The organism is Vibrio sp. 1580 (assembly GCF_033340055.1).
Genome location: NZ_JAWOVT010000004.1, coordinates 218639 through 232290 on the forward strand (window position 1 = coordinate 218639; position 13652 = coordinate 232290).

General features: G+C 45.6%; 13 protein-coding genes. 9 read left to right on the plus strand and 4 right to left on the minus strand.

Translation table 11 applies throughout. The features are described 5' to 3' along the window. Positions 1 to 10: 10 nt before the first annotated feature. Positions 11 to 1168, minus strand: coding sequence for an efflux RND transporter periplasmic adaptor subunit (locus R7093_RS08345; RefSeq protein ID WP_318071631.1), 1158 nt, complete (start codon positions 1166 to 1168; stop codon positions 11 to 13). Between the two features lie 518 nt (positions 1169 to 1686). Between R7093_RS08345 and R7093_RS08350 the strand changes: the two genes are divergently transcribed. Both R7093_RS08350 and R7093_RS08355 read left to right on the plus strand, forming a co-directional pair. Continuing rightward, complete coding sequence (locus tag R7093_RS08350) at positions 1687 to 3204, plus strand: phospholipase D family protein (protein ID WP_318146610.1); 1518 nt, start codon at positions 1687 to 1689, stop codon at positions 3202 to 3204. A 90-nt stretch (positions 3205 to 3294) separates the two neighbouring features. Further along, complete coding sequence (locus R7093_RS08355; RefSeq protein ID WP_222716442.1) at positions 3295 to 3882, plus strand: class I SAM-dependent methyltransferase; 588 nt, start codon at positions 3295 to 3297, stop codon at positions 3880 to 3882. Positions 3883 to 3936: 54 nt separating this feature from the next. Here R7093_RS08355 and R7093_RS08360 read toward each other — a convergent pair whose 3' ends face one another. After that, positions 3937 to 4407, minus strand: a complete 471-nt coding sequence (locus R7093_RS08360) for an ASCH domain-containing protein (RefSeq protein ID WP_005373887.1) — start codon at positions 4405 to 4407, stop codon at positions 3937 to 3939. A 200-nt stretch (positions 4408 to 4607) separates the two neighbouring features. Here R7093_RS08360 and R7093_RS08365 point away from each other — a divergent pair, with 200 nt between their 5' ends. Together R7093_RS08365 and R7093_RS08370 are read left to right on the plus strand one after the other, a co-directional pair. Further along, a complete protein-coding gene (locus tag R7093_RS08365) occupies positions 4608 to 5453 on the plus strand; it encodes a tetratricopeptide repeat protein (RefSeq protein ID WP_005373890.1) in 846 nt (281 codons plus the stop codon). 13 nt (positions 5454 to 5466) lie between these two features. Next, the gene (locus R7093_RS08370; protein WP_005373896.1) at positions 5467 to 5862 is read left to right on the plus strand and encodes a DUF2391 family protein; all 396 of its coding nucleotides are present in this window, start codon (positions 5467 to 5469) and stop codon (positions 5860 to 5862) included. Positions 5863 to 5871: 9 nt separating this feature from the next. Here the strand turns inward: R7093_RS08370 and soxR are convergent, their stop codons facing one another. Further along, entirely contained in the window at positions 5872 to 6306 is a 435-nt protein-coding gene (gene soxR / locus R7093_RS08375; protein ID WP_005373898.1) for a redox-sensitive transcriptional activator SoxR, read from the minus strand. Between the two features lie 201 nt (positions 6307 to 6507). Here soxR and R7093_RS08380 point away from each other — a divergent pair, with 201 nt between their 5' ends. From R7093_RS08380 to fusA, 5 genes are all read left to right on the plus strand, one after another. Continuing rightward, complete coding sequence (locus tag R7093_RS08380; protein WP_042523295.1) at positions 6508 to 7716, plus strand: MFS transporter; 1209 nt, start codon at positions 6508 to 6510, stop codon at positions 7714 to 7716. 170 nt (positions 7717 to 7886) lie between these two features. Continuing rightward, positions 7887 to 8768 (plus strand): LysR family transcriptional regulator, encoded by an 882-nt coding sequence (locus tag R7093_RS08385; RefSeq protein WP_085569193.1) that lies wholly within the window; start codon positions 7887 to 7889, stop codon positions 8766 to 8768. 101 nt (positions 8769 to 8869) lie between these two features. After that, on the plus strand, positions 8870 to 9874 hold the full coding sequence (dgcN, locus tag R7093_RS08390) for an N-acetyltransferase DgcN (RefSeq protein WP_158159504.1): 1005 nt from the start codon (positions 8870 to 8872) through the stop codon (positions 9872 to 9874). Between the two features lie 50 nt (positions 9875 to 9924). Then, positions 9925 to 10917: an N-acetyl-D-Glu racemase DgcA gene (gene dgcA / locus R7093_RS08395; RefSeq protein WP_318146611.1), complete on the plus strand. Its 993-nt coding sequence runs from the start codon at positions 9925 to 9927 to the stop codon at positions 10915 to 10917. A gap of 293 nt (positions 10918 to 11210) precedes the next feature. Continuing rightward, complete coding sequence (gene fusA / locus R7093_RS08400; protein ID WP_104980430.1) at positions 11211 to 13235, plus strand: elongation factor G; 2025 nt, start codon at positions 11211 to 11213, stop codon at positions 13233 to 13235. 75 nt (positions 13236 to 13310) lie between these two features. Here the strand turns inward: fusA and R7093_RS08405 are convergent, their stop codons facing one another. Continuing rightward, entirely contained in the window at positions 13311 to 13505 is a 195-nt protein-coding gene (locus R7093_RS08405; protein WP_005373920.1) for a hypothetical protein, read from the minus strand. Between the last annotated feature and the right edge of the window lie 147 nt (positions 13506 to 13652).

The window sequence follows — 13652 nt, forward strand, 5'->3', positions numbered from 1 at the left end:
ATACTCCTACTTACTGTACGACGGTTTCGGAGTCGTCACTCTTTTTTGCGATTTGTACCGCCATGCCTTTTTGAGGGTACTCTGGTAAGGTCAGTACCAACTTATCACTTTGCTCTAAACCTTCGCCAACCAGCAAAAACTCACCTTCTGCTCTCAAAACCGTGACGGTTCTGGGTTGAAGTTGATTATCGCCATTCACCACCCACACGGTACGGTTTTTAACTAATTCCTGTGGCAAGCGGTAGATGTGCTTAAGTTCCTTACCAGTGAAGCTCACTTCAACGTAGGAGCCGAATTTAATTGGAGGCAGCTGGTTATCGACACCGTATGGGTCCGCGATTTGAATGACCATGTTAATCATTCGGGTAGCGCTATCAATCATGCCTAGATCACGAACTACTCGACCTTCTCTAGTGGTAGAAAACACACCTTGCTGCGTCACTGTCGCAGTGAGTTCACCAATGGATTCAGGTAAAAATGCACTATCAAAACCGGCAATGGGTACGTGCACCTCTGCCACTTCGATGTTGTTTAACGTGGCAACTCGAGAACCAGATGTAACAAATTGACCAACACCAATATCACGCTCAACAACCAGCGCATCGTAAGGTGCAACGACTTTGCAATTTTCTAACTCTCTTTTTGCTCGTTTGAGTGCCGCTTGAGCCGACTTCACTTGGGCTTGTGCGCTCAAAACGTGAGGTTTGCGTAAATACAGATCCGTCACTTGCTTATCGCTCAGTCTCTTTGCCTGACGTTTTGCCACTTCGGCTTTCGCTTGTTCCTCAATCAAGTTTGCGCGTGCACTAGCTAAATCGGCTTCAGCTTGTAAAACCGACGCTTCATAGTTGTCACTTTCAATTGTGAAAAGAACCTCTCCTCGTTTTACGATGCCACCCGTCACAAAATTCGGGTGCCAACTTGTAACTTCACCACTAACTTGCGCGGAAAGGTGTGTTTTTTCAAAAGGGACTAATTCTCCGTGACTGGTAATCACCACTTTGTGATCGGTAGGAAAAAGAGAAGAAGCCTGAACAGTAGGCTCTGTAATTGCATCTTTGGTTGACTCTTTTTCCGGCGCAGTTGCGGCAATTGCAGCATATCCTGCATAAGAGCCTCCAACGACGACGAAGGGTAAAAGCCAACGTAATATGGGTTTTGCTAACATCGAAAATCCTTTTTTATTGTTGTTTTCAACACCACACTTTTATTCAGTCCATTGCTCCCGGTAAGCATGGTGGTGAGAGAATTGAATTTGAATAAACATCAAAGCGGCACTTGCCTAGTCTTTTAAGCAGCGAACTAGATAGTTATTGCCAATTCAAAGTTAATAAAATTAACAAAAAATTAACCAACTGCGCAAGTTGCTCTGACTTAACTTTTATTCTAAACAGCAAATGACATGCCAAGCATTTATTTATTAGAAATCATATGGTTATATAAAAACCATTATTTTATCCAGTGTGCTATTGGTCATAATCACCAGATATTAGTGATTATGACCAATACGGCCATAATGATAATTAAAATAAATGATTATCTGCGCTCTAAAAGTTGAACTTAGTGCAGGCTCTATGGCAATTCATTGATTAATCGCTCGTTATCAAACGGTTCTGGGTGCATGTGGCGTCAGCTTAAGTCTATAATTTGGAGTAGGTAACACTCTGTAAGACAAGGAAATGTGCTTTGTTACAAACGCTCGCCAAGTTGCTCTTCCCCTCGCTGCTCACTATTTTATCGGCATGCTCATCCGTATCGTTGAATGACGCCAGTGAAAAGTCCACCAGCTTTCAGCTCGGTTATCAAAAGGATTCTGTTCTTGCGCAGTACTTTGAAGCTTACGGGAGAGACCCTAAGTCCATAACTGGCTTTGCACCGTTAAATCAGGGACACGATGCCCTTCTTGCTCGAACCTCTTTGATCGAGTCCGCCCAGAAAAGCCTTGATCTTCAATACTATATTTACCGTGGTGACGAAACGAGTCAGCTAATAACGTGGCGCTTGTATGAAGCGGCAAAGCGTGGTGTTCGAGTAAGGCTGTTGCTTGACGATATGCAAAAGCGAAACGACGATGTGATGGCTGCCCTCAATGCACATCCTAATATAGAAATCCGCTTATTTAACCCGCATCAGTATCGCGACTCCCGTTGGTTCGCTCTTGCTAGCGATTTTAAACGCCTTAATCGTCGTATGCACAATAAGTCTCTGATTGCAGACAGTGTTTCCGCCATTGTCGGAGGTAGAAATATCGGCAATGAATACTTCTCTTTTGAATCGCAAGTTGAGTTTGGTGATTTTGATCTTCTGCTCTATGGTGAGGCGGTACAACAAACTGCCGATCAGTTCGACCTCTACTGGAATAGCGCCTATTCGATACCAATGGAATGGATTACACCGAATTCACAGCAAATTACCGACCAAGCGATTCAAAAGCAGGTCAATAAACTCCGGTTAGAGGAAAAGTTTTCAACCGGCCGCTATGACTTCACTCAACTGGATATGTACCAAGATCTAAAACAAGGCAAACTCAAGCTCTACTGGGGAGAAGCGAAAGTATGGTTTGATCTGCCCGATAAAGTCGCGACCCGAGAGAGCCAACTTATTGATAATTTAACGGAGCTGGTTAAAAGTGTTGAGGATTCATTTGTGCTCATCTCTCCCTATTTCGTTCCAACTGAAGTAGGTACTCAAGCATTAAGTAACGCGGCCAAGCGAGGCGTTGATATCACGATTGTGACCAATAGCCTCGCGTCTAACGATGTGTTTGCCGTGCATGGTTGGTACGCAAAATATCGAAAAGATCTACTCGAAGCTGGAATAAAGCTTTGGGAAGTAAAAGCGAGCGCGAAACTCAAAAGTAAGTGGAGCCTCACGGGGAGTAGCAGAGCAAGTTTACACGCTAAAGCAATGACGATTGATAACAAAACACTTTTCGTTGGTTCGATGAACTGGGACCCACGTTCGGCCGCTTTGAATACCGAAATGGCCGTTGTTATCGAACAGCCAGAATATGTGCAAATGTTTCTAGAACAACTGCCGAGTCAACTGTCGAGTAACGCCTATGCCTTAACTCTGCGCGACGGGGACATTGTCTGGACCGACGTAAAAACAGGCGAAGAATACGACTCCGAACCAGAAGCAGGAGTATGGCGAAAAATGGGCGCTTGGTTCTCCGGAATATTACCAATTGAAGATCAGCTATAACAGCTGCCAATACTACAAACCTCCCCAGTCAAGCAAAACAAAATGGACGCTAGTTTTGGGCAGGGGACACAACCAACATAAGGAAGTTCAATGCCAGCGCAATGGAATGAATACTATCAGAAAATTTTAAGCCAACCTCACCGCCCAAACGTGGAAAATGCCCTAAACCGACTTAAGATAGAAGGCAAAGTCGCTCTTGATATTGGCTGCGGAATAGGTCGAGACAGCCACTTTCTACTCGAACAGGGATTTAAGGTTCACGCATGTGATAGCAATGAAGATGCAGTAAAAACTTGTTTAACACGCTTTGAAGGTAATAAACGATTTTCGGTTTCGCAGTGCTGTTTTACTGAATTTAATTACCCTCAGTGCAGCTTGGTTATCGCAAATGCCAGTTTGTTCTTTTGCCCTGACACAGGCTTCAAACAAGTCTGGACAAAAATAGACAGCGCATTACAACCGGGCGGTATCTTCTGCGGCGATTTCTTGGGAGTGAAAGACTCCTGGGTTACCTCCGAAATGCACCCAAACATTACCGCATTAACAAAAAAGGAAGTGGAAAGCTTATTCGAAGGTTACGACCTCATTTCATTGCATGAAAGAGATGAAGGCGGGACCACTGTAGTCGGAAGCCAAAAACATTGGCACATGTTTAGTGTGACCGCTCGAAAGCGCTAAAAATGGTCTCTCAGTAAAGAAAGCAGCACTTCAAATCAGTGCTGCTATCAGAGATTAATTGACGGGATACACCACTTCAAAACGCTCTAAAACCAGCGTACGTTTCTCATGCCAATCGATGTTCAACTCATCGCATTCAGCTTTAAAAAATGCAGTATGAGCATCACGCCACCAGTTTAAGGTTCTATCACCTTCGCCTTCTGCGAAGGCAAACTCTGCGGTTACATCCTCATATTTGCATGTACTTACGTCAGTAATTCGTATCACGCAAACCGGGTCCCCATCCCAATTCGTCACTACTTGTAAATGACCGACTTGGGGCATGGTTTCACCATGTTCTCGATACCAAAGCTCCAAACTGCACGATGCAGTTTTCTGTCCAATACGAACCAAATCTGCGCATACATTCGCGTTGTATTCGTCGGCACAATAATAGTCAGCACTGACTGATGGTACAGCTTCCCTTTGTTCTGGTGATAATAATTCTAGGAATTGTTCTAAGTAATCCTTAGCTCGCGCGTCCATGCTCACTCCATTAATCATAAATTCGCAAGGAGGATAAAAGATATCACAACAAATAACCACCAGGAACAAACTGAAAAACAACAAGAATATGACTTCTACGTAGACGACTGTTATTTCTTTTGTAATAACTTTGCTAAACGTTTGTGCTATTTGCTATTGTTGCATGGTCTATCTGTACTCTTCTCGTGAAAGGACGTTATATGCGCTTATTTATTGGTATTTTTTTCTCGCTGATACTTGCCTTGCCAACAATGGCATCGGAGGAAAAGTATTCAGAATCGGATCTGTTAGATAGACCATTAATGGAACGCTATATTTTAGATGAACTAAAAGCGCTACGTCAGGACTATCAAAGCCTAGAAAAGCGAATGATCACAGAGATCACCGATCGCGAGCTAACGGTCGCAGATAAATCGTTGAACTATGCCAACGTGACCGTTACATACTTCTTCTACATCATTGCTGGTGTCGCATCGCTGATTGCCTTTGTCGGATGGCAATCTCTGCGCGAGTTTAAACACAACACCAAAGAGATGGCTGATAAACGATTGGAGAAGATCGCCCAAGAATACGAGAAAAAGTTTGTCGCCCTTGAGCGAGATTTAAAACGCAAAACTCGCATTATCAGTGAAAACAACAAAGAGATTGAGAAAATCAACGAGATCCATAACTTATGGCTACGTGCACAAAGCTCTCAAACTCCAGAACAACGTATTGAAATCTATGATGAAATCTTATTAATTCGTCCAGGTGATTTAGAAGCGTTGACTTACAAAGCCGACGCAGCGATGGAAATCAACGAATACCATTGGGCACTTAGCATTTGTAACCGCGTACTTGAAGTCGATTACACCAACGGCCCTGCACTGTATCAACGCGCGTGTGCATACTCTCGCCTTGGTATCGAAGAGCAAGCTATTGAAGACTTGGAACGCGCAATTGAATACAGCCCATCCATTCGTGATTTACTTGCCGAAGAACGAGACCTCGAATTGCTGCACGGTAATGAGCGTTTTGAAAAGCTCTTACATCTAGCAAGCGAATAATGGAATAAACAGCATGAGCAGCCACTTTAATCTAGAAGACGCTAGCCAAGTATTGGTTGGTGCTTTTGCCCTAGCAGTCCCGATCTCATTTTCGGAGGAGGCGTGGCGATTGGGTGAGAGCCTACCAATGGCAAACTTGCTCATGCTGTTAAGTCTTTCTGTCATTTTCCTCAGTTTTTTCGCGTATCAAAGCGTGTTTCAAAGCCACATCAAGAATCGCGTATCCATCTTTATTTTTCGTGTGGTTATCGCGTACCTCATTGCGGCCGTTGTGGTAGCGTTAGTTCTTTTCTGTCTTGATAAGCTGCCACTCATGAATGAGCCTTTGGTTGCGATAAAGCGCGTTATCGTCATCACAATGCCTGCTTCGATGGGCGCGATCGTAGTCGACAGTTTCGACAAAGAATAGAGATAATCGCTACTCTTCTTCTAACGTTAAGTTCGACCCCGAGTGGTCTTTCCCTAATACATCTTCTGGGTTTCGCAGTGCGCAGGTTTCTAACGACAAGCACCCGCAGCCAATGCATCCGCCTAAATCGTTTTGCAACGCTTTAAGTTTTTGAATCTTTTGTTCTAACTGTTCATGCCAATGGCTTGCCATTTCTTCCCATTGCGCTTTGTTAGGGGCTTGGTGTTTCGGCAGTTCATCTAACGCATGTTTAATTTCTTCTAACGACAACCCAACTTGCTGCGCTGCTTTGATCACCGCAACACGGCGCAACACACTGCGATGGTAGCGACGCTGATTACCTTGATTTCTCCAACTCGAAATCAGTCCTTTTTGCTCGTAAAAATGTAGGGCAGATACTTTCACTCCAGAACGTTTTGCCACTTCTCCTACGCTGATTTCCATCCTTGACTCCCTGTGTATCAATTTTGTTAAAAAAATGCTTTACCTCAAGTTTACTTGAGGTTTTAAAGTTGCACCATCTTAATTAACGCTAAACCCCGGCGATCTCAAGATAATGTGTTCAGCGCGAACGACTTGGTTGTTAAACACAAGACAGTTGGACATCAACCTTTTGAAATCCATCGGGAGTTAGAGGCAAACATAATGAAAAATAAAACTCAGCCGTACTTAGCTGGCCGCTTCTTCGACAGTATCTCCTCTGGCTTATTCATGATGGCACTGCCATGGGTCATGCTTTCCGAACCTAACATGGGTACATTCGTCGCTTTAGTTTCTCTGAGCTGCACCGCGATTTCTTTTCTAGCAACGCCTTTCTTTTCCACTTTAATTGACCGACATTCACGCAAAGTACTACTCGTGCTCAATCAATGGATTCAATCGGGTATGGCTTTGGTGGTGTTCATTGCTTATTGGTTAGGGTTCGAGTCACACTGGTTGCTGGCTTTTGCACAATTGGTGTATTGGGTTTCGAGTAATTTTGCATGGACGACCAACAACGCTTTCACCCAAGAAAATTATCAGCACCATGAGTATGCGAAAATTTCGGGTCAGCAAGAAATTGTAATGCAATCCACAACCCTCGGAGCTGGCGCGTTGGGTATTGTTTTGCTTGAAATGTGGGGTATGAAAGAGTTTGCTTTGTTTGCGGCCAGCGCCTCTGCGTTAGCAGCGATGTTCTATATTCTGACGCCTTATACCCAACAATTAAGGGCATCAAAATCCGTTGCTTTCATCGCGCAACTCAAAGAGAGCAAACAAATATTCCGTCTCGAACCCCGATTTTATGGCTTTATTCTGCTCTCTTGCCTCTCTTATCCTGCATTGACGTATTTGAGCAAACTGGTACCGATTTGGTTTTCTGAACAAGGCATCTCTGGCGATTGGTTTGCAGGGTTCAACATCAGTTTTGGCCTCGGCTCGTTGCTAACCGGCTTTATTGTCACCAAAGTGCTAAGCCGTTCCTCCCATAGCCACATTATGTTCGCTTCGATGGTTATGGTCTCTTTTGCGCTTATCGGGATGAGTTTTGCGATGAGCCCGCTGACCATCTTATTGTTTACGGCGCTGTTTGGCGTATTTAACGCGCTAAATCGCATTGCGAGAGTCAACTGGATGCATCACACCGTAGCGGTTCATCAACGAGGTCGCGTCGATGGCGGCATCAGCATGTTTGCCACCACCATTCAATCTCTCAGTTACGTCCTGATTGCAATATTGAGTCATTACGAACTAACACAATACGGTTTTGCAATCGCAGCTGCTGTCATGGTATTGGCAGTGATTTTGATGGGATTACTCAGCCGAGACGTCGAGCCGTTTAACGACCTGCCCCTTCATGCAGCAGCAAAGTGAAGCATAGAAATTGAGAAGTTGAGAAATTGAGAAGTTGAGAAATTGAAAAAGCGAGATAGGAAGGCAACCAACATCGTCTTCCTATTTTTTACGCCAGCACTTTTGCCTCTATCGCTTATCAGCAAGGTTGGGTATTCTGAGGTGACCAACATGAGCAGAGAGAAATCGCAGTGAACTTAAGGCAATTAGAAGTCTTTTACGCCATTATGCAAGCAGGAACGGTGTCAGGCGCGGCTCGCTTACTGCACGTTTCCCAACCTAATGTCACTCGAGTTCTCGCCCATACAGAACAACAACTGAGCTTCGCTTTATTTGAGCGTGTAAAGGGCCGTCTCGTTCCAACTCAAGAAGCCAAAGCCTTATTGCCAGAGGCTGAAAAAGTCTATCAACAACTCGGACAATTTCGCTCTCTGACCAACAAAGTCAAACAGGGAACTCAACATTTACGAGTTGGTGCTCCGCCTGTTTTGGCCGCACACTTGTTAACGCCGACTGTCGCGTTGTTGTCGAAAGAGCACAGCATCTCCTTTGAGCTCTTAACGGCCAATCGCGATGAGCTGTGCTCAGGTTTACTGAAACATGAATTGGATGTCGCCATTGCGTTCGGTGAAGAAACGCCACCAGCGATCATGGGACACATGTTATTAAAAGAAAACTTGGCGCTAATTGCCCCTAAAAGCGCAGCGATACCCACAGAAAAAACCGTCACTTTAGAAGAACTCATCAGTCACGATTTACCCATTATCGGTTTAGATAGCCGAGACCCTCTGGGCTTATTGCTGCATCAAACCTTATCGGCGCGTGACGAACATTATCAACATGCCATCACCGTCCGCAGCTACTCCGCGGCGGCTGAACTGGTGAAAAACGAAGCAGGATTCGCGATTGTAGACCCTTGGACTGCAAAACAATATCGCCAAGATAATGCCGTTTCCGTGCATGCTTTGGAGCCAAATATGTCCTTCTCCGTCTCTGTTTTATTCGCAGAGCACACACCTCAATCCATTGCGACAAAGCAATTTATCACCGCCCTAAAACAACAAATGGTTTAAAGGTATAACCTGAAGTTATGCCTGCCTAACAAATAAGCATTCGGTTTCCTAAATCAGTCTGGCTACATTAATGAGCAATAACGATGACGAAGGGAACCATCATGCAAATTGCTCAACCTTACCTACTCTTTCTTGGCGATGTAACCGATCCACTCGCAGCAAAAACCGCGCGTGGCATATACCAATGGCGACCTGAGATTTGTCTTGGCCAAATCCGCCTGACGCCAGAAACCGTATCGCTTGGTTTAACCGACATGACACTACAACAAGCGCAGCAGCAAGGAGCAAAAACGCTGGTGCTCGGCACGGCAAATCCAGGAGGCGTCATTCCCGAAGCTTGGCAAGCAACCTTACTTGAAGCGGCAGAGATGGGATTTGAAATTGCATCGGGCATGCACCAACGTTTGGCGGAATTTGATCCTCTTGCCGATCTAGAACAACGCGGATTAACCAAACTGTATGATGTTCGCCATTATGATGCCCCGCTCAAGGTCGGCAATGGCAAAGCTCGTGCAGGCAAGCGAGTACTTACTGTAGGAACAGATTGCTCCGTTGGCAAAATGTACTCTGCCCTTGCCATTGAGTATGCATTGAAGCGTAAAAACTGTCGTGCAGAGTTCAAAGCAACGGGTCAAACCGGAATTCTCATCGCAGGCAGTGGCATTTCGATTGATGCTGTAGTTGCCGATTTTATCTCCGGCGCAGTAGAAGCGATCAGCCCTGAGTTCACCGATCACGATTGGGACATCATCGAAGGGCAAGGTTCATTGTTTAACCCTTCATTTGCTGGCGTAAGTTTGGGCTTACTTCACGGCGCACAAGCTGACGCTCTGATACTGTGCCATGAGATTGGTCGCCCGCACATCCGCAACTTACCACATGCGAGCTTGCCAACCATTGAACAAACGATAGAAGCGAATCTGGCCGCTGCTCGCCTAACAAATCCAAACGCTCAATTAGTGGGTATTTGCTTAAACACTTCGGCGCTCAGCGAAGAAGATGCAGCCCAGTTATGCCAGGATTGGAGCGACAAATACCAAGTGCCCGTCACCGACCCTGTACGTTTTGGCGTTGATGCGGTTGCAGATAGGCTCCTTACGATTTAAGAAACATTTACGGTTTAGAAAATAACTGTGGTTTAGGGAAAACTAGTGAGATGAAAATTCATGTAGAACCTGTCACGCTTGCCATGGCGACACCATTTCGCATCTCTCGCGGCAGTCGGACAGAGTGCCACGTAGTCCGAGTGACAATTGAACATCGAGGCATGACCGCCCAAGGTGAATGCACGCCATACCCTCGTTATGGTGAATCGGTTGAATCGGTGATTAAGGCGATTTCTCACGCCGCACATGAACTGCAAAGTTTGTATGCCAAAGGCGAAGCTGATGTCATGGTTCTCAAAAGCCAGCTTCAATCGTTATTGCCCGCGGGGGCGGCAAGAAATGCATTGGATTGCGCCCTTTGGCATCTTCACGCGCTTTTGAGCCACAAGCAACAGGTTCACGACCTCTTTACGTTACCAGAGGCGATTGTGACGGCGATGACGGTTTCTATCGACACGCCGCAAGCGATGGCAAAACACGCACAAGCTTATCTTAGCCAAGGCGCAAAACTGCTTAAGGTAAAACTGGATGGTGAACACGTGCTTGAGCGCGTTGCAGCAGTACGCGATGCTGCGCCGCACGCGCAAATTGTTTTAGATGCGAATGAAGCGTGGCAAGGCCTCGACCTCGCGACGGTATTTGCTCAACTCGAACCGCTAGACATCACCATGATCGAACAACCGTTGCCACAAGACTGCGATAACGTACTCGCCAGCATTCCGCACCCCATTCCACTTTGCGCCGATGAAAGTTGTCACACCAGAGAGCAATTGCATCAGTTGGTTGGCAAATATGAAATGGTGAATATTAAGCTAGATAAAACTGGCGGGCTCACTGAAGCACTATTATTAGCCGACGACGCCCAAAAACTCGGTTTTAGCCTCATGTCCGGTTGTATGTTGGGGACGTCGCTGGCGATGCGAGCCGCGTTACCTATTGCTGCTCAGGCAAGCGTTGTCGATCTTGATGGCCCGGTGTTACTAGGACAAGATGTAACGCCAAGCTTGGTTTATCGCGACGGCGAAATCGTTCTTTCCAAATAGCCTAAACAATCCAGAGGTTTTGCTCCAAAAGTCAGAACCTCTGAGTTTATGATCTCGATTAAAAAACAATCAGCCCCATCATGAAATAAATCACATAGATTATATGGTTATTGAGGCATGCTAAGATTCCAGTAGTCCAAGAAGGTGGTCTTATGCATCGAGTCATCCGGAAAATGACGTGGAAAACGAATAGGCGGTAATCCCGCCCTACTCCAATGCAGTGCGTGGGTTTCTATAACAACCCACTTCCTAGCAATTCGTAGGTTTTTCACGCCATCTTGCAAGGAGGCTTTATGCCTATCAATAAAATACGCAATATCGCTTTTGTCGGTCAAACCGGGACCGGTAAAACCACACTGATAGAAAAACTGCTCTTCACCTGCGATGCCACCCACCATTTAGGCAGCGTAGAAAAAGGCGATACTGTTACCGACTTCGACCCTCAATCCATCCAATATCAACACAGTATTGAAGCAACGCCAGTCGCACTGCGCTGGAATAAACACCGGCTCAATATCATCGACACTCCGGGACAAAACGAGTTACTTGGCCGTACTATCAGCGTTTTTCCTGCCGTTGAAACATCCGCCCTTGTCATCGACCCTCAAACACCGCTTAACCAAACTTCCGATCGCTTATTCACCTTTGCAAAAGAGCAGCAAAAATGTCAGATGATCATCATCAATAAGCTCGATAACCACGGTAATCAGTTAGAGAGATTGATGGAGAACATCGTTGAGCATTTTGGTGACCACTGCTTGCCGATCAACTTACCTTCGACTGACGGGGAATCTGTAGTTGACTGCTATTTCGAACCAGAATTGGGACGAGAAACCTTACTTGCAACAGTAGATGAAGCTCATGAGACCTTAATTGACCAAGTCATCGAAGTCGATGAAGAACTGATGGAACTGTATCTGGAACAAGGCTCTGAACTCACCGCAGAGCAACTGCATGATCCGTTTGAAGAAGCACTGAGAACTGGACATGTGATTCCGGTCTGTTTTGTCTCAGCACAAACCGGCGCGGGCGTCGAGTTGCTGCTGCGCACCTTGGCGGAGATCATGCCCATGCCAAACGAGGGTAACCCTCCTCTACTGGAAAAGAACGGCAAAAAAATCAAAGTAAATTGCGAAACCTTAGAGCACACCGTCGCACACGTGTACAAAGTCAGCGTCGACCCATATATGGGAAAACTTGCCTACTTACGTGTGTATCAGGGTGAAATCAATGCGGGCAGCCAGCTTTATATTGGCGAAAGCAACAAGGCATTTAAAGTTGGGCACTTATATCAACTGCAGGGCAAAGATAGAACCGAGATCCCTCGCGCGCTTGCAGGCGACTTCTGCGTTTTAGCCAAAGTGGATGATCTCGAATTCGATTCAATCGTTCATGACTCTCACGAAGAAGATGGTGTTCAACTCAAAACGTTGGACCTTCCTGACTCCATGTATTCTTTGTGCTTGAAGCCTCTTAAGCGTGGAGATGAGCAAAAATTAGGAGATGTGCTGAATAAAATTGCCAGTGAAGATCCTTCGCTGCGCATCGAACATCGCGCTCGCACCAACGAAACCATCATCAGCGGCCAAGGGGAGTTTCACCTCAAAGTCGCATTAGAAAAGATGGCGAACGTGTACAAACTGGACGTCGAAACCTGCCAACCAAGCGTCGAATACTTTGAAACCATCACCAAACCTGCCGAAGGGCATTATCGACACAAAAAACAAAGTGGCGGTGCAGGCCAATTTGGTGAAGTGCAATTGAAGGTTCGTCCACTCGAACGTGGTGCCGGATTTAAGTTCATCAACAAAGTGGTGGGTGGCGCCATTCCAACCGCGCTCATTCCTGCTGTTGAAAAAGGTATTTTGCAAGCGTTAGAGGAAGGCGCGATTTCTGGCAACCCAATTAAGGATGTGGAAGTCACCGTTTATGACGGTAAATATCACTCCGTCGATTCGAAAGAAATAGCGTTTGTCATCGCAGGTAAGAAAGCCTTTTTAGATGCGATTAACAACGCAGATCCTATTGTGCTAGAACCCATTGTCCAGATGGAACTGCACATCCCAACCGCGAATGTTGGCGATGTTTCTGGTGATTTATCTGGAAACCGAGGCTTAATCGAAGGCTCCGAGCCAATAGACAGCAGCTTCACTTTACTCAGAGCCAAGTCACCAGTAAATGAGCTGCAAGATTACGCTCGTCGATTGCGCTCCATCACGGGTGGTGAAGGCAGTTTTAGTATGACTTTAAGCCATTACGAGCCCGCGCCACCAGCAGTGCAAAAACAGGTCTGCCAAGGCAGTGCACAACAAGGTTAATTCCCTAAGATTCAAATCAATCACATAAACAAAAAAGCGCCCTCATTTTGAGGGCGCTTTTAGGTAAAAGAAAAATTATTTATCGAGAGACAAACCTATCTGACTGATTTTGCTTTCAAACTCTTCGATGCTGTTCGCTTTGTAAGTCGGAGCACCGTTAAAGTAGCGCGGTTTCTCTGGCAGCATCGCATTTTTCAGCTCTTGTTCTTGATCGATATTGTCATGGTAAACCGTTACACGATTTGGAATATCCTGCTTCATTACAGCCATTTTGGTTCTCCTTTATTAAGACGAATAGTAAGCGTAGAACGAATTTATCGGAGTACAGGCGAGACTGTGTAAAATTTAGACACTCACAGCAAAATCATATTTAAACAGTTGCATTTAATATTTTTGAGGCACTTTGTCGTGGCTATT

Coding starts and splice junctions, on each gene's coding strand:
- R7093_RS08360 (WP_005373887.1), bottom strand. CDS start 4,407: ATGGACGCGCGAGCTAAGGATTACTTAGAACAATTCCTAGAATTATTA.
- R7093_RS08405 (WP_005373920.1), bottom strand. CDS start 13,505: ATGGCTGTAATGAAGCAGGATATTCCAAATCGTGTAACGGTTTACCAT.
- R7093_RS08380 (WP_042523295.1), top strand. CDS start 6,508: ATGAAAAATAAAACTCAGCCGTACTTAGCTGGCCGCTTCTTCGACAGT.
- R7093_RS08365 (WP_005373890.1), top strand. CDS start 4,608: ATGCGCTTATTTATTGGTATTTTTTTCTCGCTGATACTTGCCTTGCCA.
- R7093_RS08355 (WP_222716442.1), top strand. CDS start 3,295: ATGCCAGCGCAATGGAATGAATACTATCAGAAAATTTTAAGCCAACCT.
- R7093_RS08370 (WP_005373896.1), top strand. CDS start 5,467: ATGAGCAGCCACTTTAATCTAGAAGACGCTAGCCAAGTATTGGTTGGT.
- soxR (WP_005373898.1), bottom strand. CDS start 6,306: ATGGAAATCAGCGTAGGAGAAGTGGCAAAACGTTCTGGAGTGAAAGTA.
- dgcN (WP_158159504.1), top strand. CDS start 8,870: ATGCAAATTGCTCAACCTTACCTACTCTTTCTTGGCGATGTAACCGAT.
- fusA (WP_104980430.1), top strand. CDS start 11,211: ATGCCTATCAATAAAATACGCAATATCGCTTTTGTCGGTCAAACCGGG.
- R7093_RS08345 (WP_318071631.1), bottom strand. CDS start 1,168: ATGTTAGCAAAACCCATATTACGTTGGCTTTTACCCTTCGTCGTCGTT.
- dgcA (WP_318146611.1), top strand. CDS start 9,925: ATGAAAATTCATGTAGAACCTGTCACGCTTGCCATGGCGACACCATTT.